At 62.6% G+C, this 26,356-nt stretch carries 21 protein-coding genes; 11 read left to right on the top strand and 10 right to left on the bottom strand.

Translation table 11 applies throughout. The features are described 5' to 3' along the window. Position 1: 1 nt before the first annotated feature. The 4 genes from hpnH to recN form a co-directional block, all read right to left on the bottom strand. Complete coding sequence (gene hpnH / locus Q363_RS08125; protein WP_035349255.1) at positions 2-1,132, bottom strand: adenosyl-hopene transferase HpnH; 1,131 nt, start codon at positions 1,130-1,132, stop codon at positions 2-4. Between the two features lie 27 nt (positions 1,133-1,159). Continuing rightward, on the bottom strand, positions 1,160-3,196 hold the full coding sequence (shc, locus tag Q363_RS08130; protein WP_035349256.1) for a squalene--hopene cyclase: 2,037 nt from the start codon (positions 3,194-3,196) through the stop codon (positions 1,160-1,162). 45 nt (positions 3,197-3,241) lie between these two features. Next, positions 3,242-4,255: a 4-hydroxy-3-methylbut-2-enyl diphosphate reductase gene (locus Q363_RS08135; protein WP_035349257.1), complete on the bottom strand. Its 1,014-nt coding sequence runs from the start codon at positions 4,253-4,255 to the stop codon at positions 3,242-3,244. Between the two features lie 404 nt (positions 4,256-4,659). Beyond that, positions 4,660-6,351 carry a DNA repair protein RecN gene (recN, locus tag Q363_RS08140; protein ID WP_035349258.1) on the bottom strand — a complete coding sequence of 564 codons (1,692 nt, stop codon included), beginning with the start codon at positions 6,349-6,351 and terminating at the stop codon, positions 4,660-4,662. A 134-nt stretch (positions 6,352-6,485) separates the two neighbouring features. Here recN and panB point away from each other — a divergent pair, with 134 nt between their 5' ends. From panB to Q363_RS08180, 8 genes are all read left to right on the top strand, one after another. Then, complete coding sequence (gene panB, locus Q363_RS08145; protein ID WP_035349259.1) at positions 6,486-7,400, top strand: 3-methyl-2-oxobutanoate hydroxymethyltransferase; 915 nt, start codon at positions 6,486-6,488, stop codon at positions 7,398-7,400. Positions 7,401-7,408: 8 nt separating this feature from the next. After that, positions 7,409-8,272: a pantoate--beta-alanine ligase gene (gene panC / locus Q363_RS08150; RefSeq protein WP_035349261.1), complete on the top strand. Its 864-nt coding sequence runs from the start codon at positions 7,409-7,411 to the stop codon at positions 8,270-8,272. A gap of 90 nt (positions 8,273-8,362) precedes the next feature. Then, positions 8,363-9,163, top strand: coding sequence for a MotA/TolQ/ExbB proton channel family protein (locus Q363_RS08155; protein ID WP_035349262.1), 801 nt, complete (start codon positions 8,363-8,365; stop codon positions 9,161-9,163). Positions 9,164-9,165: 2 nt separating this feature from the next. Beyond that, on the top strand, positions 9,166-9,579 hold the full coding sequence (locus tag Q363_RS08160) for an ExbD/TolR family protein (protein WP_035349264.1): 414 nt from the start codon (positions 9,166-9,168) through the stop codon (positions 9,577-9,579). 9 nt (positions 9,580-9,588) lie between these two features. After that, positions 9,589-10,383 (top strand): TonB family protein, encoded by a 795-nt coding sequence (locus tag Q363_RS08165; protein WP_051978544.1) that lies wholly within the window; start codon positions 9,589-9,591, stop codon positions 10,381-10,383. Positions 10,384-10,468: 85 nt separating this feature from the next. After that, entirely contained in the window at positions 10,469-11,824 is a 1,356-nt protein-coding gene (gene tolB, locus Q363_RS08170) for a Tol-Pal system beta propeller repeat protein TolB (RefSeq protein WP_035349265.1), read from the top strand. 90 nt (positions 11,825-11,914) lie between these two features. Next, positions 11,915-12,670, top strand: coding sequence for a peptidoglycan-associated lipoprotein Pal (pal, locus tag Q363_RS08175; RefSeq protein WP_035349267.1), 756 nt, complete (start codon positions 11,915-11,917; stop codon positions 12,668-12,670). 252 nt (positions 12,671-12,922) lie between these two features. Continuing rightward, positions 12,923-13,891, top strand: coding sequence for a tetratricopeptide repeat protein (locus tag Q363_RS08180; RefSeq protein ID WP_035349268.1), 969 nt, complete (start codon positions 12,923-12,925; stop codon positions 13,889-13,891). 523 nt (positions 13,892-14,414) lie between these two features. Here Q363_RS08180 and Q363_RS08185 read toward each other — a convergent pair. Further along, positions 14,415-15,452, bottom strand: a complete 1,038-nt coding sequence (locus Q363_RS08185; protein ID WP_035349270.1) for a dihydrodipicolinate synthase family protein — start codon at positions 15,450-15,452, stop codon at positions 14,415-14,417. Between the two features lie 135 nt (positions 15,453-15,587). On the opposite strand from Q363_RS08185, the gene Q363_RS08190 reads away from it, so the two are divergent. Beyond that, positions 15,588-16,070 (top strand): hypothetical protein, encoded by a 483-nt coding sequence (locus tag Q363_RS08190; RefSeq protein WP_035349272.1) that lies wholly within the window; start codon positions 15,588-15,590, stop codon positions 16,068-16,070. Here the strand turns inward: Q363_RS08190 and carB are convergent. From carB to Q363_RS08205, 3 genes are all read right to left on the bottom strand, one after another. Next, the gene (carB, locus tag Q363_RS08195; protein WP_035349274.1) at positions 16,067-19,348 is read right to left on the bottom strand and encodes a carbamoyl-phosphate synthase large subunit; all 3,282 of its coding nucleotides are present in this window, start codon (positions 19,346-19,348) and stop codon (positions 16,067-16,069) included. The genes Q363_RS08190 and carB overlap by 4 nt on opposite strands. A gap of 88 nt (positions 19,349-19,436) precedes the next feature. Continuing rightward, on the bottom strand, positions 19,437-20,576 hold the full coding sequence (carA, locus tag Q363_RS08200) for a glutamine-hydrolyzing carbamoyl-phosphate synthase small subunit (protein ID WP_035349275.1): 1,140 nt from the start codon (positions 20,574-20,576) through the stop codon (positions 19,437-19,439). A 149-nt stretch (positions 20,577-20,725) separates the two neighbouring features. Further along, positions 20,726-21,085 (bottom strand): Rieske (2Fe-2S) protein, encoded by a 360-nt coding sequence (locus Q363_RS08205; protein ID WP_245632106.1) that lies wholly within the window; start codon positions 21,083-21,085, stop codon positions 20,726-20,728. A 58-nt stretch (positions 21,086-21,143) separates the two neighbouring features. Between Q363_RS08205 and Q363_RS35880 the strand changes: the two genes are divergently transcribed. Beyond that, positions 21,144-22,064 carry an alpha/beta hydrolase gene (locus Q363_RS35880; protein ID WP_051978545.1) on the top strand — a complete coding sequence of 307 codons (921 nt, stop codon included), beginning with the start codon at positions 21,144-21,146 and terminating at the stop codon, positions 22,062-22,064. A gap of 46 nt (positions 22,065-22,110) precedes the next feature. Next, entirely contained in the window at positions 22,111-22,536 is a 426-nt protein-coding gene (locus tag Q363_RS08215; RefSeq protein WP_051978546.1) for a DoxX family protein, read from the top strand. 283 nt (positions 22,537-22,819) lie between these two features. Here Q363_RS08215 and Q363_RS08220 read toward each other — a convergent pair whose 3' ends face one another. Together Q363_RS08220 and Q363_RS08225 are read right to left on the bottom strand one after the other, a co-directional pair. After that, positions 22,820-24,079: a DUF1501 domain-containing protein gene (locus Q363_RS08220; protein ID WP_051978561.1), complete on the bottom strand. Its 1,260-nt coding sequence runs from the start codon at positions 24,077-24,079 to the stop codon at positions 22,820-22,822. 56 nt (positions 24,080-24,135) lie between these two features. Further along, positions 24,136-26,280 carry a DUF1800 domain-containing protein gene (locus tag Q363_RS08225; RefSeq protein WP_035349276.1) on the bottom strand — a complete coding sequence of 715 codons (2,145 nt, stop codon included), beginning with the start codon at positions 26,278-26,280 and terminating at the stop codon, positions 24,136-24,138. Positions 26,281-26,356: the final 76 nt, after the last annotated feature.

Genomic DNA, 26,356 nt, shown 5'->3' on the forward strand with positions numbered 1-26,356 from the left:
GTTAGTCTCCCGAGACCGGCTGCAGTTGATCGTTGCTCGCGCTCCGGATCTGCACCAGCGGCATCGCATGCGCCGGCTTCCACTCATTCAGCAGCTTCTCCGCTTCAGCGTCCGGATAGAGCGACGGCAACATGTACCTCTTCGCCGTCTCAATGAAGCCCTTCAGCGAGCCGAAGTTGTAGTCCACCGCCGAGGCCTCATGCCCCGAGTGCACCATGCAGTTCGCACACTGCGGATTGCCGCTCTTTGCGCCGTAGTTGTCCCAGTTGGTCGCCTCCATAAGCTCCTGGAACGAGTCGGCGTAGCCGTCCTGCAGGAGGTAGCAGGGTTTCTGCCAGCCGAAGATCGAGAACGTCGGCATGCCCCACGGCGTGCACTCGAAGTTTCGCTTGCCCATCAGAAACTCCGCAAACAGCGGGTGCGTGTTGAACTCCCACGACTTCTTGCGGTTCGAAAGAATCGCGCGGAAGAGCCGGCGCGATTTCGCCTTGCCCAGAAAGTGGTTTTGGTCCGGAGCCTTGTCATACGTGTAGCCCGGCGACACCATCATGCTCTCAACGCCAGCCGCCATCAGCTGGTCAAAGTGCCGGCGCACGCTATTCGGGTCGGCTCCGTCAAACAACGTCGTGTTCGTCGTCACGCGGAAGCCCGCAGCCACCGCGGCGCGAATACCTTCCATCGCAATGTCGTGTCCGCCCTCGCGGCATACCGAGAAGTCGTGATGCTCTTTCTCGCCGTCAACGTGCACCGAGAACGAGAGATACTTCGAAGGCTTGAAGAAGTGCAGCTTCTCTTTGAGCAGCAGAGCGTTCGTGCACATGTAGACGTACTTCTTGCGAGCTACCAGTCCGGCGACGATCTCCGGCATGTGCGGGTGCAGCAGCGGCTCGCCGCCGGGGATCGAGACCATCGGCGCCCCGCACTCCTCTACCGCCTTGAAGCACTCCTCAGGGGTGAGCTCGGACTTCAGGATGTGCGCCGGATACTGAATCTTGCCGCAACCCGCGCAGGCAAGGTTGCAGCGAAAGAGCGGCTCGAGCATCAGCACCAGCGGGTAGCGCTTCCGCCCCGAGAGCTTCTGCTTCAATACGTACGTTGCGACCGTCCAGGCCTGTGAAACCGGTACCGCCATTCGGAGGTTCCTCCAGAAAAAAGTCTGTTAAGCGACAGCCTCTTCGGCTGCCTCGCGCATCATCGCGCGCTCGTATGTCGTCAAAGCCAGCAGCGGGAAGTACTGCTTGTACAGGTGATACCCCAGATAAAAGACGCGCGGGAAGCCTGTTCCGGTGTAATAACTTTCGCCGTTGCGTCCGGGAACCAGCTCGTCCCAGCTTCCATCCTTGTGCTGCCGCTCGATCAGCCAGCGAACGCCCTTGGCCACCGAGTCAGACCGCGTATCCCCGGCTGCCAGCAACCCAAGAACCGCCCACGCGGTCTGCGACGGCGTGCTCGGCCCGATGCCGCGCTGGTTGGGGTCGTCGTAGGTCCCGCAGGTCTCGCCCCAGCCGCCGTCGGTGTTCTGCACCATGCGGATCCACTCGGCAGCCTGCTGAATGGCGGGTTCGTGGTTCCACATCCCCATGGCCTCAAGGCCGCGCAGCACCAGGAAGGTGCCGTACAGGTAGTTCACGCCCCAGCGGCCGAACCAACTTCCGTCCGGTTCCTGTTCCTTCAGGATGAACTGCACCGCCTTCTCCACGCGCGGGTCCTTGCGGGTGTAGCCATACTGCGCAAGCATCTCGAGCATGCGGCCCGTGATATCAACCGTCGGTGGGTCCAGCATCGCGTTGTGGTCGGCGAACGGGATGTACTGAAAGATCATCTTCGTGTTGTCTTTATCGAAGCTGGCCCAGCCGCCGTTCTTGCACTGCATCGCCCAGACCCAGTGGATAGCGCGTTGGCAGACCTCGTACTGGTAGCGCTCACGCGGATTCTCCACGCAGTTCAGCGCCATCAGAACCTGGCCCGTATCATCTACATCCGGGTAAAACTCATTGTTGAACTCGAAGTACCATCCGCCCGGCTCAACATTCTTGACCTTTTCGGCCCAGTCGCCCTTGGTCCGGACCTCCTTCGAGATAATCCAGTCCGCGGCCTTCAGCAGACGTGGGTCGTTGCGGCTCACTCCGGCCTCGCCTAGCGCATACATCGCCTGCGCGGTGTCCCACACCGGCGGGAAGCATGGCTGCATCCGGAAGGTCGGCGTCGGGTAGTCCGGCGTTCCCTCCGGGCAGTCGATGCCCAGTTTCTCGAACTCGTCCATCGCGCGAATCATCTGCGGGTCGTCGAACGAGTAGTCCAGGCACCGCAGCGCAACGATCGAGTTCAGCATCGCCGGATAGATCGCGCCCAGGCCGTCGGACTTTTCGAAGCGCTCCAGCATCCACTCCTTCGCCCGACGGATCGCCATCTTGCGCAGCGGACGAATGTGCACGCGCTCAAACCAGTGCACCATCCGGTCGGTCAAGAGGAAGAAGTTCCGCCAGCTGATCAGGCTCTTCCTGTCCCACCTAAGGTGAAGGTTCGCGTTCTGACGCCCACCGACGAACAACTCCTCGATGCCCTGCTCGGCCGAAAGCTTCTTGAACGGCTTCTTGGCGTAGATGATCGACAGCGGAACCAAAATGCCGCGCGACCACGACGAGATCTCGTAGATGTTGAAGTAGAACCAGTTGGGAAACAGAACGATCTCCGGCGGAACCGCCGGCACCGCGTTGTAGTCGTACTGGCCCAGCGCGCACAGGTAGATCTTCGTGAAGGTGTTGCACTCCGTCACGCCGCCGTTGGCCAGAACCCACTCGCGCGCCTTCACCAGGACCGGGTGATCCTTCGACCAGCCCATCAGCTTCAGCGCCAGGTAGGACTTCACGCCGTAGTTGATGTTCGATGGCCCGCCAGGATTGAGGCTCCACCCGCCGTCCTCGTTCTGATGACGCAGAATCTCGTTCAGCGCCCGCTGCATCTTGCCCGGCTCGCCGGTCCCCAACAGCGTATGCATGAAGATGTAATCCGCCTCGAGCATCACGTCTGCTTCGAGTTCACCGCACCAGTAGCCGTCTTCGTGCTGCTGGCCCAGCAGCCAATCCTTGGCACGCCGGATCCCCTCGGACACCTTGTCCAGACCCAGGTCCAGCCGGCCGAAGCGCGGCTGCGCGGGTTGGGTCAGCGTCTTCGGGTTACTTGAAATTTTGCTCATCTACTGCTGACTCTCTCGGTCTTACGTTGTTCGCGACTTCCCAAGCTACCGGGAAGCCGCAGGAGCAGACTGAATCGCCTGCACGATCTCAGGTGGCAAGCCAAAACGCACATTTTCGGGCATCACCTCGACCTCATCGACCGAGCCGTACCCCTTCGTCTGCAGATAGCCAACTACGTCCTGCACCAGAACCTCAGGCGCCGAAGCACCGGCGGTCACTGCCACGGTATCCACGCCGTCCAGCCACTCCGACTGGATGTCCTCAGCCTTGTCGATCAGGAAGGAGCTCGTCCCAAGATTCTGCGAGACCTCCACCAGACGGTTTGAGTTCGAGCTGTTGCGCGACCCCACCACCAGCACCACATCCGCACCATGGGCAACGTTCTTCACCGCCGTCTGGCGGTTCTCCGTCGCATAGCAGATGTCCTGCGCGTGCGGCCCCACGATGTTGGGGAACTTCTTCTTCAGCGCATCGATCATGTACTTCGCCTCGTCCAGCGAGAGCGTCGTCTGCGTCAGGTACGCCACCTTGTCCGGGTCCGGAACCACCAGCGCCTCAACCTCTTCCACCGTCGAGACGACCTGGGTCACCTCCGGGGCCTCACCCTGAGTCCCCTCCACCTCTTCGTGATCGCGATGCCCAACGAGCACAAGCGAATAGCCTTGCTTGGCGAACTTGATCGCCTCCACGTGAACCTTTGTCACCAGCGGACAGGTCGCGTCGATCACCTTCAGCCCGCGCTCCTTCGCCCTCTGCCGCACCGCCGGCGAGACGCCGTGCGCCGAGTAGATCACCCGCGCGCCCTCCGGAACTTCGTCCAGCTCGTTCACAAAGATCGCGCCCTTCTTCGCCAGGTCGTTGACGACATAGCTGTTATGCACAATCTCTTTGCGGACGTAGATCGGCGCGCCAAAGGTCTCAAGCGCGATCCGGACGATATCGATCGCCCGAACCACACCGGCACAGAAGCCGCGGGGCTTAAGAAGGAGGACGCGTTTGGTTGAGGTGGAAGGGCCGCTTTCTGTTACAGCAGCATGATCAAGGGTCGTAGTAGTCACCTATCCAGTATATCGTGTCCGGTGGGTAAATTCCCTAAAATGGGAACCTTGGCTGGTGCGCATATAATAGTGTTTCCTTGACGCACGAAAGGCCTTCTGATATAGGCACTTACTGCCGTGGCGACTAGGCCTCACGTCGACGCTTCAGCCGCATCCGAGCCGTCTATCCTGCGCACTCCGGATGCCCGCACAAGCACTTCAGCGTCATGAATTTTTTCGAGTCCTCGCACTGGGTCGAACAGTACTTGCTTCCGGGCTGCGCCATGCAACTGCAGCCCTCCTTCGCGCACTTCTGGGGAGTCGATGTCGTCATCGCGAAGGCCCCTCCCAAAAGGCCTTTTAGCCTTACTCGGATGCAGCTCGCACGACGCGGGATGTGCGCCCCTTCACTGCCTCCTCGGGCCCTACCGGCTCGTCGCCAGCAGATGTTCGGCGTGCTTCAGGCTCGTCTCCGTCAACTTCTCCCCGCTCAGCATCCGCGCGATCTCCCGCGCCCGCCCGGCGTCGTCCATCCGTCGTATCTCCGTCTGAGTGCGGCCCTTCTTCTCGGTCTTCTCGATCACAAAATGCTGGTCCGCAAACGCCGCAATCTGCGGCAGATGCGTGATACACAACACTTGCTGGCCGCGCGAGAGCGTCTTCAGCTTCTTCCCCACAGCCTCAGCCGCCCTGCCGCCGATGCCGATGTCGATCTCGTCGAACACGAGCGTTCGCGGCAGAGGAGCCTTCTTCTTCCTGGCGCCTCCCTGAACGCCCTCCTCCACCGTCACCTTCAGGGCAAGCATCACTCTCGACATCTCGCCGCCTGAGGCGATCTCGTCCAGCGGCTTCAGCGGCTCCCCCGCGTTGGTCGCAATCCGATACTCCACCGTGTCCCACCCATGCGCCGTCCAGTTCGCCGCTGCCTCGTCCGGCGCCACGCGAACCTCAAACCGCGTGTTCATCGCAAGATCGTTGATCTGCGCCACAGCCAGCTTCTCCAGCCGCTTCGCCGCCTCCTGCCGGACGGCAGTAAGCCTCGCCGCCGCTGCGTGATACGCCTCCGCGTCCTTCGCCTGCCTCGCCCTCAGTTCCACTAGCAGAGCGTCGCGGTTCTCCACCTCGGCCAGTTTTCGCGCCGCCTCCGCGCCAAATGCCATCACCTCCGCCAGCGTCTGCCCGTACTTGCGCTTCAGCCGGTCCAGGGCGGCCAGCCGGTCTTCGATCTCCTCCAGCCGCCCCGGCGACGCATTCACATTCTCGGCAAACTCCCGCACCTCGGCGTCCACATCTTCGATCGTCGCCTTCGCCGTCGCCAGCTGCTGCGCCGGGGCTACAAACCGCGCATCAAAACGCGCCAGCTCCTCGACGTGCTTCAACGCCGCCCCCAGCGTCGTCTCTGTCGAGCCCTCGCTCTCATACAGCAGCTCATGCGCGCTCATCGCCGCCGTGTACAGCCGCTCGGAGTTCGCAAGCACACGCTTCTCCGCCTCCAGCTGAACATCCTCGTCGTCCGCCGTCAGCCCAGCCTGTTCGATCTCCTTCGCCTGAAACCGCCACAAATCCGCCATGCGCAGACGATCCTGCTCATCAGCCTCAAGCTCCGCAAGCTTCGCCGTCGTCGCCTTCCACTCCTCATACGTCGAAGCCACCGCATCGGCCGCAATCTCGCCAAAACGATCCAGCAGCATCCTCTGCTGCGCCTGGTCGAACGACCCTAGCGTCTCGCCCTGCGAGTGCACCAGCGCAAGCTCCGGCGCCAGCTGCCGCAGCACCCCCACCGTCGCCGGCTGGTTATTCACAAAGACGCGTCCCTTGCCGTTGGCCCCGATCTCGCGCCGCAGCAGAACGTCGTCCACCTCGCAGTCGATCCCATTGGCCTCAAGCACACGCTCGGCCCCCGGAGTCATCTCGAAGACGCACGACACCACGGCCTTCTCCTCGCCATGCCGCACCACGTCCGACGAAGCCTTGCCCCCGAGCAGCATCTCCAGCGCATCAATCAGAATCGACTTGCCAGCGCCCGTCTCACCCGTCATCAGGTTCAGCCCCGGTCCAAACGACGCGACCGCACGGTCGATCACAGCATAGTTTTCCGCGCGTAATTCCAGCAGCATCTCTTCAGGGCCTCAACGAACGATGTACGGCGAGAATAGCAAACTCGCATACGACCCACGCAGAACAATTCCATTTATAATCTGACTAATTTCGGGCCTCATCCAGCCTCGCTGGAGCGGCACTGGGGGACAACGTGAGTCTTACGCAACCATCCGCTGGTACACCTTCTCTCCGACCAAAGACAACCGCCGGCACTCTCCTTCTCAAAAAGCAATCCGGCCAACTGATTACGGCGCTCACCGCGTACGACTTCCCCACCGCCCGCCTGGTGGACGAAGCAGGAATCGACGTGATTCTCGTCGGCGACTCCCTTGGGATGGCTGTCCTCGGCTACCAGAACACGCTGCCCGTGACGATGGAGGAGATGCTGCACCACGCACGTGCCGTCAGTCGAGCGGCACAATCCGCCTTTCTTGTGGGCGACATGCCCTACGGCAGTTATCACTCCTCCATCGCCACGGCAACTGAGAATGCTCTGCGCTTCATCAAAGAAGCCGGAATGGCGGCGGTCAAGATCGAGGGTGGCTCCCATCGCGCCGTGCTCGTCGAGCAACTCACGCTCGCGGAGATTCCTGTCGTCGGTCATATCGGCCTCACGCCTCAATCGGTTCATCGCATGGGCGGGTACAAGGTCCAGGGCAGGTCTGCCTCGGCGATGGAGACACTGATCTCCGACGCCATCGCGCTTCAGGGAGCAGGCGCCGTCGCACTGGTCCTCGAGGGGATGCCAAGAGAACTCGCGGCGCAGATTACAAAAGAACTCTCCATTCCCACCATCGGCATCGGAGCCGGACCCGACTGCGACGGTCAGATTCTCGTCTTTCACGATCTCTTCAACCTCACCTTCTCTCCGCCTGCAAAGTTCGTCCGCCGCTACGGCGATGCAGCTCAGCTATTCCGCGAGGGCATCTCCCGCTACCGTGACGACGTGCAGGCGCGAACCTTTCCCAGCGACCGCGAAAGCTACCACCTCCCCAAAGAGGAGCTGGCCGCGAACGCCGACACCGAACAACAACTTCCTGCCCGTCGGGAACTCTCAAAGGTATAGCTGCCAGCATGCGTGTCATAACAACCGTTCAGGAGATGCGCACTGCCTGTAAGCAGGCCCGCCGCGCGGCAGGAGAAGACTCCACCCTTGCTCTCATCCCAACCATGGGGGCGATTCATCAGGGCCATCTCTCTCTGGTCGAGGCGGGCAGAACAGAGTGCAGCCTCGTGGCTGCGTCCATCTTCGTAAACCCGCTGCAGTTCGGCCCCACAGAGGACTTCGCCCGCTATCCACGCACCTTCGACGAAGACTGCAAAAAACTCGACAGTGCCGGGGTCGACCTGCTCTTTGCACCCGAGGTTCAGGAGATGTATCCCGAAGGAGCCACAACCTTCGTCGAGGTCGCCGGCCTGAGCGAGCGTCTGGACGGCGCCTCCCGCCCGGGGCACTTTCGCGGAGTCGCCACCGTCGTCGCCAAGCTCCTCAACATTGTCGCACCCGATGTCGCGTACTTCGGCCAGAAGGATGCCGCTCAGGTCGCGGTGCTGCAGGCGCTGGTGGGCGAGCTCAATCTCCCGGTACGCATCGCCGTCTGTCCCATCTTCCGTGAGAGCGATGGACTTGCCTTGAGCTCGCGCAACCGATATCTCACTCCCGATCAGCGCACACAGGCCCTCGCGCTCTCCCGGGCTCTGCGCTCTATTCAGGATGCGATCGATCGCGGCGAGACGAACTCCGCAGCCCTGCGCGCCTTCGCCGTCGCAGAGCTCGAAAAGGCGCCCGGCGCCAGGACGGACTACGTCGAAGTGGTGAACCCCCGGACACTCTTGCCCGTCGACTCCGTTCGCTCGGGCGCGCTCATCGCGCTGGCTGCATGGATCGGTGACACGCGGCTGATCGACAACCTCATAGTGCCCCCGGACAGATCCTGAGCAGGTAATTGGTCCGCACCACAGCAGATGCGTTTCTGCTGTAACCGCGCGCCGTCCCGATTTACACTAACCTCTGGTGGACAAATAACTATGGTCTGGACTCTCGCCCTCGCCCTCCACTTCTTCCAGGAAGAAGCCGCATTAGCGCCCCCGCCGCCAACGAACGGCAGCTCGGCCTTCGCCGAGATGATCCACAACAGCGGCCCGGTCGCCATCACGGTCCTCGTCATCCTCCTGCTCGCCAGCATCTTCTCCTGGGCCATCATGCTCTCCAAGTGGTCCAGCTTCCGCCGCGCGCAGATACAGGGCCAGCGCTTCGTCCGCGCCTTCCGCAAGTCCAGCCGCCTCAGCGAGGTCGCCACCGTCGCCGACCAGTTCCGCCCCAGCCCGCTCGTCGCCGTCTTCAACGAGATCCACGACGAGTACCAGCGTCAGAACGGCGGACGCGGCCTCCCGCGCAACCCCGTCGCCCTCGAGCGCGCCGCGCAGACCGCCTCCTCCGAAGCGCTCACCGCGATGGAGTCGCGCATGACCTGGCTCGCCACCATCGCCGCCATCGCGCCCTTCATCGGCCTCTTCGGAACCGTCTGGGGCATCATCGACGCCTTCCACGGACTCGGCGTCTCCGGCACCGCCACGCTGCGCGCCGTCGCCCCCGGGATCTCCGAGGCCCTCATCACCACCGCCGCCGGCCTCGTCGTCGCCATCCCCGCCGTCATCGGCTATAACCAGCTCACCGCGCGCCTGCGTGAGTTCGGCTCGCGCATGGACGACTTCGGCCGCGAGTTGCTCAATGCCATCGAAAACGCCGCCATGGTCGCGCCTCCACCGCAGCCTCCCACCACCACCTACGCGCCCGTCGAGGAGCCGCCGCGCCGGAGGGCCTTCTAGCCATGGCCTTCTCCACCAAAGGACGCACCCAGACCGCGCTCGCCGAGATCAATATCACCCCTCTCGTCGACGTCGTCCTCGTGCTCCTGCTCATCTTCATGCTCACCGCGCCCGTGCTGCAGTCCGGCATCGACGTCGCGATTCCGAAGACCCGCACCGTCAACCAGGTCACGGAGGAGCGCATGGTCGTCACCATCGACCGCGAGCAGAACGTCTTCCTGCAGGACAAGCCGATCAACGTCAACGAGCTCCCCGCGCGTCTCCGCACAACCGGCAAGGGCGACCCGGCAAAGCGCGTCATCTATCTCCGCGCCGACGAGCGCGTGCCCTTCGGCGCCTTCGCCTCCGTGATGGATGCTGTCAAGCAGGCCGGCATCACCAACATCAGCATCGTTACCCGCCCCATCGAAAAATAAAACAGCATCATGGCCGATCTCCGCTGGATTCACGACGAGCACCCCACAGGCGACAACCTGCGCGGCAACTTCTTCGGCTCGCTCGCGCTCCACGGCGCCGTAGCCGCTCTGATGGTCGGCCTCGCATGGTACAGCCACCGTGGCCACAGCTGGGGAGAGAACTCCGCCACCGCCGGAGCCATCCAGGCCACCATGGTTTCCTCGCTTCCGCTCCCACCCAAGCAGCGCGAGCTCGACACCGGCGTCCTCACCTCCGAGGCCCCCAGCCCCGCACCCGTCACTACCAAGCAGGAGACCATCGAAGCGCCCAAGCCCGACGAGATTCCGCTACCCGAGAAGAAGGTCAAGCCGATCAAACAGGCGCCCGAGCCCACACCCGCGCCGCCAAAGCATCCCCAGCCTGCGCCCCCGCAGCCCAACAAGGCAGTCACCGGCGAGACCGCAGGCATCCGCATCCCGCAGGCCACGCTCGAGCTCAAGAACGGAACCGCCTCCGCCATGGTGCAGGATCGCACCTTCGGCACTCGCTTCGCTTACTACGTCAACATCGTCAACCGCACCGTCGCGCAGAACTGGTTCACCCAGGAGGCCGACCCTCGCGCCTCAGTCGGCAAGAGCGTCACTGTCCTCTTCGACATCGACCGTTCCGGCGCCCCCTCTAACGCACGCATCGAAACCCGCAGCGGCTCCCCATCGCTCGACCAGTCAGCCCTCCGCGCCGTCCAGCGCGTAGACGCCTTCGGCCCACTGCCCGCCGGAGACCACATCACCGTCGAGTACACCTTCCACTACACCCAGCCGTAATCCGCTAAAATAAATTACCCAAGTACATCCCTTGATTCACGGATAAGCTGCCATTCACACGCTGTTTGCGTCTACCATAAAAGTAATGACTCATCGTCCCGCTCTATCCCTGTCAAAACTCTTCCTTTGCGCGGCAATCCTGCTCCTCTCTGCCGCGACGCGTGCGCAGGACTGGTTCAAGACCGAGACCTCCGCCGGCGTCTCCAACATCCGTCTCGCCGTCGCCGACTTCAAGGCCGTCTCTGCCGTCGATCCGCAGAGCGCGCCGCTGAAGCGCACCTTCGACACCACGCTCTACAACGACCTCGCCAACGCCGGCGTCTTCGACGTCGTCTCGAAGTCGCTGCTCCCGCAGACCACCCCCGGCGCGCCGGCTGAGATCAACCTGCAGCAGTGGTCCAACGCGCCCGCCTCCGCAGCCATGATCGCCTTCGGCGCGCTCGGCTCCTCCGGCGGACGCCTCACCGTCTCCGGCTATCTCTTCGACGCCAAGAACGCGCAGTACCCGCAGGTCCTCGCGAAGCAGTACAGCGAAGACGCAACCGAAGACATGGCCCGCCAGATCGCCCACCGCTTCGCCGACGAGATCATCTTCCGCCTCGGCGGCGGCGTCCCCGGCATCGCCGAGACCAAGATCGTCTACGTCAAGGTCGCCGGCGGAAACAAAGAGATCTGGGCCATGGACTACGACGGCGCCAACCAGCACGAAATCACGCACCTCGGAACCCTCTCCATCTCCCCGCGCATCGCACCCGACAACTCGCGCGTCGCCTTCTCCTCGATGGGCCGCGACGGCTTCCAGATCCGCATGTACTCCATCCTGCTCAACCGCATGGTCAATTTCCCATCCGGCGGCGGAACCAATCTCTCTCCCGCCTGGTCGCCCAACGGCCACGACATCGCCTACTCCTCCTCGCGCTCCGGCGATCCCGAGATCTACATCGCCGACGCCAACGGCGGAGTCCCGCGCCGCGTGACCAGCTTCCGCGGTCCCGACGTCTCGCCCGTCTTCAATCCCAAGACCGGCTCGCAGATCGCCTGGATCAGCGGACGCACCGGCCTGCCCCAGCTCTACATCATGGACGCCGACGGCTCTGCCGTCACTCGCCTCACTGACGGAGGCTACGCTACCTCGCCCTCCTGGTCGCCCAACGGTCAGTTCCTCGCCTTCGCCTGGGACCGTAAGTACGGCCCCGGAGCCCCCGGCGGGCAGGACATCTACGTCATGGAGGTCGCCACCAAGCGCTGGATTCAGCTCACCCACGACATCGGCCGCTGCGACTTCCCCTCGTGGTCTCCCGACGGCCGCCACGTCGTCTTCGCGAATTCGCCCGACGGCCGCGCCTCTTCGATGCGTATCGTCAGCATGCTCGCCGACGGAACCGGACGCCGCACGCTCGCCGGTCCCGGAGCCGACATGCCAAACTGGAGTTGGAAGTAGTCGCCCTTCCGTGCGAGATAATGGATTCGCTCTCGCAGGTTTAAACCTTGGATTCACTCAATAACAAAAGAGCAGGAGCAGGAGATTCCGATGAACGTTTCGCACGCTAGTCTTCGCAGAGCCCTCGCCATGGTCGCCTTCGCAGCCGCCCTCGGCGCCGTCACCGGCTGCCACAAGAAGGAACAGCCGGTGAGCCCGGCCTCCCTCCCCCCCACGCCTGCCGCCGCGCCCACCGCGACCCTCACGGCCGATCCCACCGCCATCGACCTCGGCCAGTCCGTCGTCCTCAACTGGCGCTCCCAGAACGCGACCGTCGTCACCATCGACGGCATCGGCGAGGTCCCGGCCAACGGAACCCAGACCGTCTCTCCCTCCAGTTCCACCAACTTCCATCTCACCGCCAAAGGCGACGGTGGAACCACTGAGGCCAACGTCCGCGTCACCGTCCGCGTCCCCACCGCTCCCACGGCTCCCGCCGACAGCGGCGACATGGGCTCCGAGGCAGCCTTCCACCAGAACGTTCAGGACGTCTTCTTCGACTACGACAGCTACGACCTCCGTCCCGACGCCCAGTCCTCGGCCCAGACCGCTGCCACCTACCTCAACGCGCACTCCCCGATCAAGATCGTGATCGGTGGCTACTGCGACGAGCGCGGATCGGCCGAGTACAACCTGGCCCTCGGCGAGAACCGCGCCAACGCCGCCAAGACCGCTCTGGTCAACGCCGGCGTCAACGCCTCCCGCATCCGCGTCATCAGCTACGGCAAGGAGAAGCAGTTCTGCACCGAGTCCAACGAAAGCTGCTGGCAGCAGAACCGCCGTGCCCAGTTTTCGATGGACCGCTAACCAGCGTACATTGCATTGCTTCTGAGGTAGGCCCGGGCTTCAGCCCGGGCACCCAGCTCCCTCCTTAGAATTGTCATCCTGAGCGGAGGCGAAGCAGGAGTCGAAGGATCTGCATTTTGATCGAAGTTGCAACGCTCTTTGGTCAAGGCCGATTTCGTAACACGATCTGAGCTACGATCCAACCCGGCCCTCGCATCCCAACGGACGCGAGGGCTCAACCGTCCAACCCACAGCATCACCGAGAGACCCGTCATGACCGTCCGCAAACGAAATCTCGCCGCCGCCGTCCTCGCCGTGGCCCTCATCCTCCCGGCCTCGCCGGCCTTCGCCGTCTCCAAGGAGATGGTGCAGCTCCAGACACAGGTCCAGCAACTTCAGGACGCAGTCGCCCGCCTCCAGCAGTCCAACGACGAGCGCATGGGCGTCATGAAGGATCTCATCCAGCAGAGCGCCGACTCCGTCAACCGCATGTCCTCCAACATCGATGCTCTCCAGAAGCAGCTCTCCACCCGTCAGGACGCGCAGAATGCCAAGACCGACCAGGTCTCCGGCCAGATCCAGTCCCTCAACGACTCGCTCGACGAGATGAAGGCCCGTATGGCTCGCCTCGAGAAGCTTATGCAGGACATCCAGAACCAGCAGCAGTCGATGTCCATGAGCATGCCCGCCGCCGGTACCGCTCCCGCTGACAACGCCGCTCCTCCCGCCAACACCCCGCCGCCCCCCCCAGCCCCCGCCACCACACCGGGCCGCAAAGGCAAGCCTGCTGCTGGAACCCCGCTGTCGTCGGCCCCAGTCGACTCCGGGCCGCCCACCCCGGCCGCCCCGCCCGTCGACGACCTCTACAAGACCGCTCTCGGCGACTACATGGGCGCCAAGTACCAGCTGGCCTCCTCTGAGTTCTCCGACGTCGTCAAGTTCTACCCCGACCACCCGCTCGCCGGAAACTCCTACTACTACCAGGCCGAGATCTCCTACCGCGCCGGCAAGTATCAGGACGCCATCCAGGACTACGACCGCGTCCTCGAGCAGTACCCCGACAACAACAAGGTCCCCGTCTCCCACCTCCGCAAAGGCCAGGCCCTCATCGCCCTCAAACAGACCGACGCCGGCGTCCGCGAACTGCGCGCCCTCATCCAGCGCTTCCCCAACTCCCCCGAAGCCATGCAGGCCCGCAGCAAACTAAGCGGAATGGGCGTCCCAGTCACCCCCCGCCACTAAATCCGCAACCTTTTTCCCCTCCGCACTATCCTCCACCCCCTCCCGTACCCGCTTTTCCTTCTTCACATCAAATGAAGTGTCATTCCGACGAAGCGGCGCAGCCGCGGAGTCGAGGAACCCCCACATTTCCTTCATGCCACCACACGCTCCCTGCTAGCCATACCCTTCCACGCGCGTCATTCTGAGCGAAGCGCGAAGAACCCCCGCATTTTTTCCAGGATGCTCAAGGACAACGACGCACTCTGTCGTTGCCGTTGCTTTTTTGAAGTAGAGCGGGGTTTCAGCTGAAGCCCCGCTCTCAATCGCCGTCGCGAAGCGACCTCCACAGCCGGCAAGCCAAAAAAACGCTGTCAAGCCCCAAAATCCCCCAACCCTAACAAACCAAAGATGATCCAGGTTGCCGATTAATTACCCTCAACCGGCTACGCTTAAAATCAGCCCAAGAAAAAGAAAAACACCCCGGCAGGAAGTACCAACCTAAAGTACCTTTTTCGAAGACTTTGCACCCTTAATACGGGGGACCCTAACTCCGGATCCCCTTCATCACCGCATCCACTTGCTCCCGGGCATCACCGCTCAAAGGCAGCAGAGGAAGCCGCGGCCGCCCCCCAAAATAACCGTTCAGGTCGCAGCCATACCGCAACCCGGGCACCCCAAGCTCCTCCTCAACCAGCGCAATCGCCGGAGCCAGCCGAGCCTGCTTCTCGTCCGCGAGCGCCTGGTCGTCGTCCTTCCAAGCGGCGAAGACCTCGTAACAAGCCTGCGGAGCACACGCCGCAAACCCCGGCATCGCGCCCACCGCCCCGGCCCGCAGCCCTCCGAGCATCCGCGCCGAGCTGGCAGCCACAATCTGGAACCCGACCGTCTTCGTCCGCGTCTTCACCGCCGGCTTCGGAGGAGCCGTCGCTACCCCCGCCCCGCCCCCCAGCGACTCGGCCGAGACAAACGTCGCCGCCCCGCCCGTGTCCTTCACGGCCAGCATCCGGCCTGTCGCCGCCGCAAACACCGTCGTCACCGTAACCTCGCGCCGCACCTCGGCCGTCCGGGCTCGCAGATCGCCGACGCGAGCAACATCCTCATCCGCCAGCCCAATCACCTGCGGATGCAAGGCAAGCTCGGCAACCGCGTCCACCGAGAGCGGAGCCGCAGCCGTCGAATACAGCACCACGGGCACCGGCGAGCGATCCGCCACCGCCTGAAAATAAGTCAGCGCCTCGCGAACCTGTCCGCCGCGCAAAAACTCAGGACGCTTCACCAGCACCGCATCGTAGCGCAGCCCAGCGGCAATCTCAGCAAGCTCCAGCGTCCCTCGAACGCTACCGCGCGAGACCCCAGCAATCATCACCTTCGTCTCCGCGGCCGCGCCCATCGCAGCCCCAAGCAGCTCCCGCGACTCGGCGTCCGACAGCATCGCCACCTCGCCCACCTCAGCCAGCGCCACCAGCGCCCCCACCGGCGTCCGCGAGTAGCGATCCACATTATGTTCCATCTTGCGAAGATTCAAACGCCCGTCCGGATAGAACGGCGTCGTCAAAGGCAGGTGTACTCCCTCAAGCAGCATGATGACTCTATTTTAGAGCCCCCCGCGCTCCAGAGCAGCGAGGCCTCAAGGAAGTGAATAGATAACCTAAAAGACGTAATTTCTGCGCTGGCCCAGCCCGCGCCGCTTCAGCTAACCTTCAAAGAGGAAACCAGCATGATCGGACCACAGGACATCACGCAGGGAAAATCCGTCGGCGAGCTCGGCCGTGAGGCGTTCTCCTTCCTTAGCCACACCTTCATTGCCCTCCTGCTGCTAGGCGCCGTCGTCTTCGGCATGACGATGAATCATCCCGATCCCGACGCGCTGAATCCCAAGCTGCTCGCGACCGTGCTCGCGTTCATCGTCCCAATGGTCGGGGGCTTCCTCGTCGCGCGCCGCCAGCAGAACGATATCGCAGGCTACGTTTGGATCTCCGGTCTGGTCGTCTTCGCTGTCGTCTGCGTCTGGGTCCTCGACCTGCCCACTGGCAACGGCCTCTGCGAGAACTGCGGCGCCGTCGACAAGCTCTGGCGGACCTTCTTCTCCATCCAGAACGGCAGCGGTCTTATGGCCGGCGATGGTCTGCTCGCCGGGACCTGGGTTCCGCTCTCCATGATCGGCTACGCGGTCGGGGCCAGGTTTGGCCTCGACTCCTAACTGCGCACCATCTGCCGATTTGCATGCAACTCCTGCAGCGCGCACACGCTTAGCGTCCCGCGCTGCAACGCCGAGATTCCCTCTGCAGCCGCGCGCGCCGCAGCCAGCGTCGTAATCGTCGGAATCCGCGCCTGCACCGCAGCCCGCCGGATCGCCTTCTCATCAAAGAACGTGTCCTGCCCGCGCGGTGTGTTCACGATCAGCTGAATTCGATCGCCCTTGATCAGATCAACGACGTTCGGACGCCCTTCCTTCACCTTGTAAACACGCTCCGGCTGCAACCCAGCCGCCTCCAGCACCTCAGCCGTCCCATGCGTCGCCACCAGATGGAAGCCCATCTCGACGAACTGCCGCGCCAGCGACACCGCGCCCTGCTTGTCGTGATCGTTCACACTCAGAAACACGGTGCCCTTCAGCGGAAGCTGCTGCCCGGCCGCAATCTGCGCCTTGGCAAACGCCTCACCGAAGTTGTCCGCGACTCCCATCACCTCGCCGGTCGAGCGCATCTCCGGCCCCAACACCGGATCAACCCCCTGGAACTTGCCCCACGGAAACACCGGCGACTTCACGTAGAAGTGCGACCCCGTCCCCAGGTCCTGCCCCGAGGCCACCTGCTCCGGCAGCAGCGCCTTCAACTTCTGCCCCACCATGATGCGCGAAGCGATCTTCGCCAGCGGAATCCCCGTAGCCTTCGAGACGTACGGAACCGTCCGCGACGCGCGAGGGTTCACCTCGATGACATACACCTTGCCGCGCTGGATCGCGAACTGAATGTTCACCAGGCCGCGAACGTCGAGCGACATCGCCAGCTTGCACGTGTAGTCACGAATCGTCTCCAGCACCTCAGGCGCGATGTCCACCGCAGGAAGAACACACGACGAGTCTCCGGAGTGAATCCCAGCCTCCTCGATGTGCTCCATGATGCCCGCGATCACAACATCATCGCCGTCGCACAACGCGTCAACGTCAACCTCGGTTGCGTCCTCCAGGAAGTGGTCGATCAGCACCGGCCTCTCCTGCGAGTACTCGATCGCTGTCGTCATGTAGCGCACGACCGCGTCGTCATCATACGCAATCACCATCGCGCGCCCGCCGAGAACATACGAAGGCCGCACGAGCACGGGGTAGCCCACGCGATTCGCGCCTGCGACGGCCTCGTCGACGCTGGTCGCCATCGCGCCCTGCGGCTGCGGAATCTTCAGGTCTTCTATCAGCTTGCCGAAACGCTTGCGATCCTCCGCGAGATCGATCGACTCCGGCGAGGTCCCGATGATCGGCACGCCAGCCTTCTTCAGCGGCAGCGAGAGGTTCAGCGGCGTCTGTCCGCCGAACTGAACGATCATCCCGATCTCAGCGCCGCACGAGACCTCGTGCTCGTACACCGCAAGCACATCCTCGAGTGTCAGCGGCTCGAAGTAGAGGCGATCGCTCGTGTCGTAGTCCGTCGAGACCGTCTCAGGATTGCAGTTGATCATGATGGTCTCGTAGCCGTCCTCACGCAACGCGAACGCAGCGTGACAGCAGCAGTAGTCGAACTCGATTCCCTGCCCGATGCGGTTCGGTCCGCTGCCCAGGATCAGAATCTTCTTCTTCGCGGTCGGCTGCGCCTCATCCTCTTCGTCGTAGCAGCTGTAGAGGTACGGCGTGAAACTCTCGAACTCCGCCGCACAGGTATCGACCAGCTTGTAGACCGGCATCACGCCAAGCTTCTTGCGCAGCGCGCGAACCTTCGCCGTACCCTCAGCACCGGTCAGCCCCCACACCGCGGCCAGCCGCTCGTCGGAGATGCCCATGCGCTTCGCAGCGCGAAGCTGCTCCGCCGTCACCTCGTCGATGCCGACGCCGCCGATGGCCGTAATCTCATCGGTGATCTGCTTGATCTGGTGCAGGAACCACGGATCCATCGAGGTCGTTCGAGCCACCTCGCGCACTGTCATACCACGCTCGAACGCGTAGCGGATATAGGCGAGCCTCTCCGGGTGCGGAGTCACCAGTCGCTGCGTCAGGCGCCGCGGCTCGATCTCATCGGCCGTCGCCTTCTTGCCCGTCTCGAGCGAGCGGACCGCCTTCATCATCGCTTCCTTGAAGGTGCGGCCGATCGCCATCACCTCGCCGACCGACTTCATCTGCGGTCCGAGCCCTTCATCGGCTCCGGGAAACTTCTCGAACTGCCACTTCGGAATCTTCACCACCACGTAGTCGATCGTCGGCTCGAAGCACGCAGGCGTCGCCTTCGTGATGTCGTTCTGAATCTCATCAAGCGTATACCCGACAGCGAGGCGCGCCGCGATCTTCGCAATCGGAAAGCCCGTCGCCTTCGACGCCAGCGCCGACGAACGCGAGACGCGCGGGTTCATCTCGATCACCGTCATGCGCCCCGTAATCGGATTCACGGCAAACTGCACGTTGCTTCCGCCGGTCTCAACGCCGATCTCGCGGATCACGTTGATCGCTGCATCGCGCATCACCTGATACTCGCGATCAGTCAGCGTCTGCGCGGGTGCCACCGTGATCGAGTCGCCAGTGTGCACGCCCATCGGGTCGAAGTTCTCGATCGAGCAGATGATGATGACGTTGTCCTTCAGGTCACGCACAACCTCGAGCTCATACTCCTTCCAGCCGAGCACGCTCTCTTCGATAAGGCACTCGTGCACTGGGCTCAGGTCGAGTCCGCGCGTCAGAATCTCCGTCATCTCCTCACGGTTGTATGCAATGCCACCGCCAGAACCGCCGAGCGTGAAGCTCGGACGAATCACTGCCGGGAAGCCAATCTTTGCTGCAAACTCAAGCCCACCGCTGACCGTGTTCACCAGCTGCGACTTTGGCATATCGAGACCGATCTTGTTCATCGCGTCCTTGAACAGCAGACGGTCCTCGGCCTTCTTGATGGCCTCGAGCTTCGCGCCTATCAACTCAACGCCGTGCTTCTCCAGGAAACCTGAGTCGGCGAGATCGACGGCGAGATTCAGCGCCGTCTGACCGCCCACCGTAGGCAGTACGGCGAACTTGCCCGAGCCAGGCTTCATCATCGCGGCCTCAGCGCGGATGACCTCTTCGAGATAGGCCGTGCTCAACGGTTCGATGTAGGTGCGATCGGCGACCTCGGGGTCGGTCATGATCGAAGCCGGGTTCGAGTTGATCAGCACCACCTCATAGCCCTCGGCCTTGAGGGCCTTGCACGCCTGCGTGCCGGAGTAGTCAAACTCCGCCGACTGGCCAATCACGATCGGTCCTGAGCCGATCACAAGAATCTTCGCGATGTCATTTCTGCGTGGCATCTCTACGTCTTTCTCGTTACGAAACTTTGCGGCGTTTCAAAGGGCGCCTGCTTCGCGCCCTTTGTTTACATGCCCGAAATCAAAACTGTTATCTCTTCCACTCTTCCATCATCTTGCGGAAGTCCTTGAAGAGGTAGTGCGAGTCGTGCGGTCCGGGGCTGGCCTCGGGGTGGTACTGCACGCTGAACATCGCGTCGGTTTTGTGCTTCAGACCCGCCAGCGTCTGATCGTTCAGGTTGGTGTGTGTCTTCTCTACGTTGTCTGGCAGCGAATCGGGATCGACGTTGAAGTTGTGGTTCTGCGCAGTAATCTCGACCTTGCCGGTCTGGTGGTTCATGATCGGATGATTGCCGCCGTGGTGGCCGAACTTCAGCTTGTAGGTCTTGCCGCCCAGCGCGAGCCCGAAGATCTGGTGGCCGAGGCAGATGCCGAACATCGGCTTCTTGCCCTGAAGCTTCTGCACGTTCTTGATCGCGTAGTCCAGCGGCTCCGGGTCACCCGGACCATTCGAGAAGAAAACGCCGTCAGGATTCATCGCAACCACCTCTTCGGCAGGCGTCTTCGCAGGAACCACCGTCACGTCGATGTTCTCGCGCGCCAGCATGCGCAGGATGTTCTCCTTGATGCCGAAGTCGTACGCGACTACATGCAACGGCTTGTTCTCCCCGTCGATGGCAGGCTTCAACAGCGGATCGCCCGTCTGGTTCTTCGGCTCGCTCGCGTCCCACTTGTACGCTTCCTTCGTCGTCACGACGCTGGCAAGATCCGTGCCTTCCATCTTCGGGATCGACCGTGCCTTTGCGACCAGCGCATCCACGTCGAGGTTATCGCCGCTCGCGATCACGCCGCGCATCACGCCGTTCGCGCGCAGGTGGCGAACGATCGCACGCGTGTCAACTTCCGCGATCACCGGAACGTTATAGCGCTCAAGATACTCATCGGCCACCTGGGTCGAGCGCCAGTTCGAGCTCACCGGCGAGAACTCGCGCGTCACCAGGCCTTCGATGTAAGGCTTCTTCGACTCCGCATCGTGCGGTGTCGTTCCATAGTTGCCAATGTGGGGATTAGTAAGGACAACGATCTGTCCTGCGTATGAAGGGTCGGTGAATATCTCTTGATAGCCCGTCAGAGATGTATTGAAGACCACTTCGCCGGCACACTCCCGCTGTGCGCCAAAGCTTTTGCCGCGAAAGATGCGCCCGTCTTCGAGCGCCAAGATTGACTGCATTGCCTCTCCGAGGAGTGGATTTAATAGATTCTATCAGCATTTGCGGCGCATGGGGACGCTCGGCCCGCCGAATCGTCGCACCATGAACTGCGCTTCGCTAGCACGATGAATGAAGGATGAAAGAGATGAAGGATCAGCGCACAAAAGCGCTACTCGATCTCCACCAGCACGTCGCCGCCCTCGATCTTCAACGGAAAGACCGCGACCCGCTCACCCTCCGGAAACTCCGCCGCGCCGGTCTTTGCATGGAACATCCACGAGTGCCACGGGCACACGACGCAGTCGCCTTCGAGCCACCCCTGACCGAGCGGACCATGTCGATGCGGGCAGACATTGTCCAGTGCAGACAGCTCGCCGTTCAGGTTCGCCACGCAGATCGCGACGCCGCCCTCGACCTCAACCTCTGTCACAGCTCCCGGCCCAGGGGCCTCGGGGACCCCGCACAACCTCACCCACTTCGCCACAATCTCTCCTCGCCTCTTTATCGTAATCTGCCCAACCGCTTTCATCTCGCCCGCCTCAATTTGCGAGGTTGCACGATGCTAGAGTCATAGATGACGCTCTCCGATGGCACGCTCCAAACCCAAACCAGCCCAACCCAGCCGCGACACAGAGAACATCAAAGTAAGCTGGCTCGTCAAGGCGCTCGGTGCCGTCATGCTCGGAGCTTTGCTGTGCAGCTATCTCAGCCTCTGCCTGCTCTACCATCAGGGCCAGTGGCAGATCGTCCTTCACCCAACTCACACCGCCAGCCAGCCGCCTCAGTCCGCCAGCCTCGTCCGTTTCGGCCCCGGAGAGTCCGCACAGCCACAACTGCTCGGAGAGTGGCATCCTGCATCTCCGGGCAGCCGGTACAGCGGCCTCACCATCCTGTTCCTCCCTGCGGGCGATGGCTCGCTCTCTGACTCCACCTCTATGCTTGAGGCACTTCACGGCATCGGCCTCAACGTCTTCGCCTTCGACTATCGTGGTTACGGCCGCAGCGCCGACATCCATCCCAGCCAGCAGCGCATGACCGAAGATGCGGAGGCCGCTTGGCGCTACCTCACGACTACGCGCGACGTTCCCAACCATCAAATCATTCCCTACGGAACTGGCGTGGGAGCCTCGCTCGCCGCGAATCTCGCCGCGGAGCACCCTGAGATCCCCGCCCTCATCCTCGACTCCCCTCATGCCGACCTGCTCGATGAGGCACGCCGTGACTCCCGCTCGAGTCTTCTGCCAGTGGGATTGCTCTTTCACGAACGATTTTCTCTCGCCGCTCCGCTGGCCAGCCTACATACCCCGAAGCTCCTCCTCACCGACTCCAGCGCTCCTCGTCCGGAGGCCTTCGCTAGAGCAGCCGAACCAAAAATCACCGTTACCCTGACATCGCGCTCCGGCGCCCTCCTTGACGAAACCATCACCCGCTTCCTCGATCAGTACCTCCCCGAACCCTCCCGCCAACTGGTGCCTTCTCCGGCACCCTCCGCGACAAACCCGCGCTGAAGGGCTCGTATCCGAGCTACCCTCAACTTCAGCTAGGAATCACATCATGTCCAAATCACTGAACAATCTGCAGCCCTGGGGCGCACTCTTTCTGCGCCTTGTCCTTGGCATCGCAATGATCTATCACGGCTACGGTAAGGTCATCCCGGCCGGCGGATTCCACGGCGGCAATACCTTCTCCGCGCTCGAGCACCATAGCCATTTCGTCGCCTCGCTCGGCCTGCCGTACTGGCTCGGTATCGTCTCCGCGCTGACTGAGTTTCTCGGCGGAATCCTTGTACTCATCGGCCTCTTCACGCGGTTCGCGGCCTTCCTGATCTCCGCCAACATGCTTGTCGCGCTGGTCATGGTCACCCGGCACCACGGCTATGCCGGCTCGGAGTACTCGCTCGCGCTCTTCGTCATCGCCCTGATGCTCTTCTTTTACGGATCAGGCAGCTGCGCCCTCGACCGGAAGTTCGGGTTCGCCTGACAGGACGAGCCTACGGGAATCCGGAACCTGTCCAGAAACAGTTGAAAACAAAAGGCGAGAAGGCCCCCGATACACTGGAGGCCTTACATTTGGTGGGGAGTTGTCGTGCGGATAGGTGAAGCCGAAACTGTGGGAACTGCTAGCTTCGGCGCTTTCGTGTTACATCCAATAAGACGCCCGCGGGGGGGAAAAGTTGTTTAGGTTTTGTACATTTTTTAGAAGAATCCTGTGGGTAACTCTTCTAAAACCAGAATTATGAATAATCATTCAATTCCTGGTTACTTTAGAGAATCTTCAGGAACATCGCGGGGTCGACTCTTCCCCCGGGAAATACCAGATCAAGGTTTCTTGAGCCCAACGACTTATAAGTAACCTCTCCGAGAACCTGCCTAAAGTCGGTTGTGACAGCAAGATCACGTCCTTCATTCAACTGTTCGTCGGCCAGTCCGGGCCAGCGCCCGTAGACCTTTCCACCCTTCACCTGTCCACCCAGAACGAACATCACATTCGCATGGCCGTGATCGGTGCCACCGGTTCCATTCTGCCGGGCCGTCCTGCCGAACTCCGACATAGTAACTAAAGTGATATTACCGGCATCATTACCTATGTCTGTCCAGAAGGCGGCGATGGTGTCGGAGAACTCGCGTAGCCGGTTGGCCAGCTGGCCGCTTGTATTGCCCTGATTCTGGTGGGTGTCCCAGCCGCCGACCTCCGAGAAGGCAGCCTCCACTCCGAGGTTCGCCTTCAATAGCTGAGCCACCTGTCGCAGGCTGTTCCCGAAGGTGGTATTCGGGTACACCACCCCGGCGGCCGGCTGATACTTCGACGGATTCGCCGCCTTGAGCATCTTCACCGCTTCGAAGGTCTCCTGTCCGGTGCCATGCAGCACAGCGTCGGTACTTGAGTCGTACATCGCCTGGAAGGCGTTGCTGATCGCCGACGTCTGGGGGCCGCGGCCGGCGATGGAGAAGTCTGCCAGATTACTGACCGCGATCGCCGGAACCTTGCCCTGCAGCGTGCGCGGCACCTGCGTTCCCAACGCGACGGCGCGAAACGCCGAGGCCTTGCCCGAGATGGCCTCTGCCTGCAGGGCACGGTTCAGCCAGCCATCTTCGGTGATCTTCACGCCCGGCGTCCCGCTCTCCATGTAGTCCTGCGCATCGAAGTGCGAGCGCGTCGTATCGGGCGACCCCGAGGCGTGCACCATCGCCAGATGACCCTGGTCGTAGAGCGGCTTCAGCGATGCCATCGCAGGATGCAGCCCGAAGAACCCATCGAGGTCCAGAACCTCGTTCTCTTTGATCGCGATCGACGGTCGCATCGCGTAGTAGTTCTTCTCGCGATACGGCACCACGATATTCAGGCCATCCGCCGCGCCGCGCTGAAACAGCACGACGAGCTTCTTATTGTTGGCTGCCGCGGTCGTCGCCTCGGCCATTACGCTGCGCTCAAGAAAGCTCGGGATCGCCGAGGTCCCCACTAGCGCCAGCGCGCCACCCTTCATGAAGCCTCGCCTCGTAATCTCCGGCTGAATCTTCGTCATCGTCGTCTCCTCGACCTGCCTTTCAATCATGAAGTCCTATGGACGTGACGCCATACCTACCTGCGCTGAAACTCCGGCGAACCCAGCAGAAGCCCCGCCATGACAGCCGCCTCGCGATCGATCGGAGCTCGCACAGGACTGGCCGGCGTCGCTGCATTCAAGACGGCCCACATCGGTTCCGCGTCACGGGCCCGAATGCCGAACTCCCGCTGCGCAGCCTGTCCGTCAAGCTGCCTGATCACCGTCGCACGCGTCTGCTCGCTCGCCGGCTGCCCCAGCAGAAGCGCCTCCAGCCGCGATTCTTTCGCCGCCGAGCCAGCCGTCGGATCTATTGAAACCGTCTGCACAGGTTCCTTCTGGTCCAGCAGCGCGCTCCAGTTCACATTGGTCCCGCCGACACGATTCGAGCTGAGCGCAACCGCGAAGTTCATCCGGTTCACCAGCGCTCCTGTGCTCACCCAGGGCTCTGCCGTCCAGCTGTATCCGTTCGGAGTCTGCATGCCGTAGAGCGGCATCCCCAGCTTCTCGAGCGAGCGCACCAGCGGCAACGGATTGTTCACTTCGGTATCTGTGGCCCGCACCGCCGAGACCACAAACTCAATCGGCGTCTTGATCTTCGCGCGATACACCTCAGGGGACCAGAACTCAGCCGACTCGAACATCGTCCGCAGCACCGTGGCGATGTCTCCGTCGCTCACAAGAAACGCCTTCGCCATCCTGTCGACCAGCATCGGCGGAGGCGTATCGCTCACGAACCGCACCGCCAGCTGGTTCGAGATGAACCGTGCCGTCGCCGGGCTGGTCGCCAGCATGTGCAGCACCTGCAGCCCCTCGCGTTCGCCGCCCTCACGAATCGTCATTCCCATCACGGTCTTCGAGCCCGGCTCGTGCCGTCGCTCCTCGAACAGGAAGCCCCCGCCGCGCAGCGGCTGATCCACCGTCCAGCCCGTAAAGACCTTCGCCACCTGGGTCACATCGGCCTGGGTGTAGCCTCCGTTGACGCCGAGCGTATGCAACTCCATCAGCTCGCGCGCGTAGTTCTCGTTCAGTCCCTGCGGCAGCCCATTGGCGATCTTCGCGTCAGGCATCTGCGCCTTCAGCCGCTCCACGCGGATCGCCGCCATGGACCTCGGACCGATGCTCTGCGCGTTATCCAGGTACACCAGCATCGCCGGACTCTTGGCCGTAGCTACCAGCAGGTCCTCGAACCGGCCGAGCGCATGAGGCCGGATCGTGTCGCGCTCGTAGGAGGGCAGCAGATACGGCTCGTTCTGGTTCTTCCGGAGGTAGACATTGAAGTGATTCAGCCAGAAGTCGGTCATCACCGCCTCCAGCTGGCGCTGGCTGTAGATGTCCCGCAGCAGCCGTGTCCCCAGCAGCTCCGCTCCCGCCATCCTGGAGCCACCACCCAGCGCCATCAGGGTCTCGCGCTGCTCCGCGGAAAGCCCTTCGGCCGCCGCGGCCAACTCGGCAGCACTCAGGCTCTTGCGGAAGCTCGCAAGTTCGTCAGGCTGCATCGCGAGAATCCGCTTCATCCTCTCGTCCGGCGGAAGGTTGATGATCTTCACAGCCTCGAGGCCGGAGTAGAACTGCTCCTCGTGCGTGGCCATCGCCGGGGCTGCGGGATCGACGCCGGCGCCCGGCAGTGCCGCTGCGGCATCGGAGCCCTTCGCCATCTCCGGAGCGTTCATGTCCTTGGCCGTCATCGGCGCGGACTGTGCGGCCTCCTGTTTCGCCTTCGCCTGCTCGTACCGCGCAATGCCGTCGCGATAGATCGCCCGCTCCACAGGATCGCTGGGCATCGGCAGCCGCTGCTGGATCACCTGCCGCAGAACCTGCGGGCTCGGGAACCTCCGCAGCAACTCGGCCTGCTGGAGCTTCATCGCCGGGAACATCGCCAGCCGCGCATCGAGTGCCGAGTCATCTATCTTCTCAGGATGAAGCTGCTGCTCGAACCAGCGGTCGAGGCCCTTCTTCTGCACTGCCGCAACGTCGCCCGGCCGCGGTCCGAAGGTCAGCCGGTTCAGAGCATGCTGCAAGCGCGCGTCGCCCTGGATCTGTCCTACCTGGAACGCCAGCTTCTTCTTCGCCGATGCCTCCGCCGGAACCGGAGGCACAATCAGAAGGACACAGAGAACTGCCGCAATCGTCGCCTCGATCGAGGAGTTCACCCGCCCACCGGAAAGTCGCACCAGATCCATACGTCGTTCCTTTCGGCGCGCAAGCCCGCATACGGTTGTGCAAACACGCATCCCCGACGGCAGTTGCGGATATTTC

Source organism: Edaphobacter aggregans DSM 19364, from assembly GCF_000745965.1.
GTDB classification, from domain to species: Bacteria; Acidobacteriota; Terriglobia; order Terriglobales; family Acidobacteriaceae; genus Edaphobacter; species Edaphobacter aggregans.

What these genes read in the sequence shown, in the direction of transcription:
- shc (WP_035349256.1), bottom strand. Translation starts at nt 3,196, where the DNA reads ATGAGCAAAATTTCAAGTAACCCGAAGACGCTGACCCAACCCGCGCAG.
- carA (WP_035349275.1), bottom strand. Translation starts at nt 20,576, where the DNA reads ATGCAGTCAATCTTGGCGCTCGAAGACGGGCGCATCTTTCGCGGCAAA.
- Q363_RS08165 (WP_051978544.1), top strand. Translation starts at nt 9,589, where the DNA reads ATGGCCGATCTCCGCTGGATTCACGACGAGCACCCCACAGGCGACAAC.
- pal (WP_035349267.1), top strand. Translation starts at nt 11,915, where the DNA reads ATGAACGTTTCGCACGCTAGTCTTCGCAGAGCCCTCGCCATGGTCGCC.
- Q363_RS08160 (WP_035349264.1), top strand. Translation starts at nt 9,166, where the DNA reads ATGGCCTTCTCCACCAAAGGACGCACCCAGACCGCGCTCGCCGAGATC.
- carB (WP_035349274.1), bottom strand. Translation starts at nt 19,348, where the DNA reads ATGCCACGCAGAAATGACATCGCGAAGATTCTTGTGATCGGCTCAGGA.
- Q363_RS08205 (WP_245632106.1), bottom strand. Translation starts at nt 21,085, where the DNA reads ATGAAAGCGGTTGGGCAGATTACGATAAAGAGGCGAGGAGAGATTGTG.
- Q363_RS08220 (WP_051978561.1), bottom strand. Translation starts at nt 24,079, where the DNA reads ATGACGAAGATTCAGCCGGAGATTACGAGGCGAGGCTTCATGAAGGGT.
- hpnH (WP_035349255.1), bottom strand. Translation starts at nt 1,132, where the DNA reads ATGGCGGTACCGGTTTCACAGGCCTGGACGGTCGCAACGTACGTATTG.
- recN (WP_035349258.1), bottom strand. Translation starts at nt 6,351, where the DNA reads ATGCTGCTGGAATTACGCGCGGAAAACTATGCTGTGATCGACCGTGCG.
- Q363_RS35880 (WP_051978545.1), top strand. Translation starts at nt 21,144, where the DNA reads ATGGCACGCTCCAAACCCAAACCAGCCCAACCCAGCCGCGACACAGAG.
- panC (WP_035349261.1), top strand. Translation starts at nt 7,409, where the DNA reads ATGCGTGTCATAACAACCGTTCAGGAGATGCGCACTGCCTGTAAGCAG.
- Q363_RS08185 (WP_035349270.1), bottom strand. Translation starts at nt 15,452, where the DNA reads ATGCTGCTTGAGGGAGTACACCTGCCTTTGACGACGCCGTTCTATCCG.
- Q363_RS08225 (WP_035349276.1), bottom strand. Translation starts at nt 26,280, where the DNA reads ATGGATCTGGTGCGACTTTCCGGTGGGCGGGTGAACTCCTCGATCGAG.
- Q363_RS08190 (WP_035349272.1), top strand. Translation starts at nt 15,588, where the DNA reads ATGATCGGACCACAGGACATCACGCAGGGAAAATCCGTCGGCGAGCTC.
- Q363_RS08155 (WP_035349262.1), top strand. Translation starts at nt 8,363, where the DNA reads ATGGTCTGGACTCTCGCCCTCGCCCTCCACTTCTTCCAGGAAGAAGCC.
- Q363_RS08180 (WP_035349268.1), top strand. Translation starts at nt 12,923, where the DNA reads ATGACCGTCCGCAAACGAAATCTCGCCGCCGCCGTCCTCGCCGTGGCC.
- Q363_RS08215 (WP_051978546.1), top strand. Translation starts at nt 22,111, where the DNA reads ATGTCCAAATCACTGAACAATCTGCAGCCCTGGGGCGCACTCTTTCTG.
- tolB (WP_035349265.1), top strand. Translation starts at nt 10,469, where the DNA reads ATGACTCATCGTCCCGCTCTATCCCTGTCAAAACTCTTCCTTTGCGCG.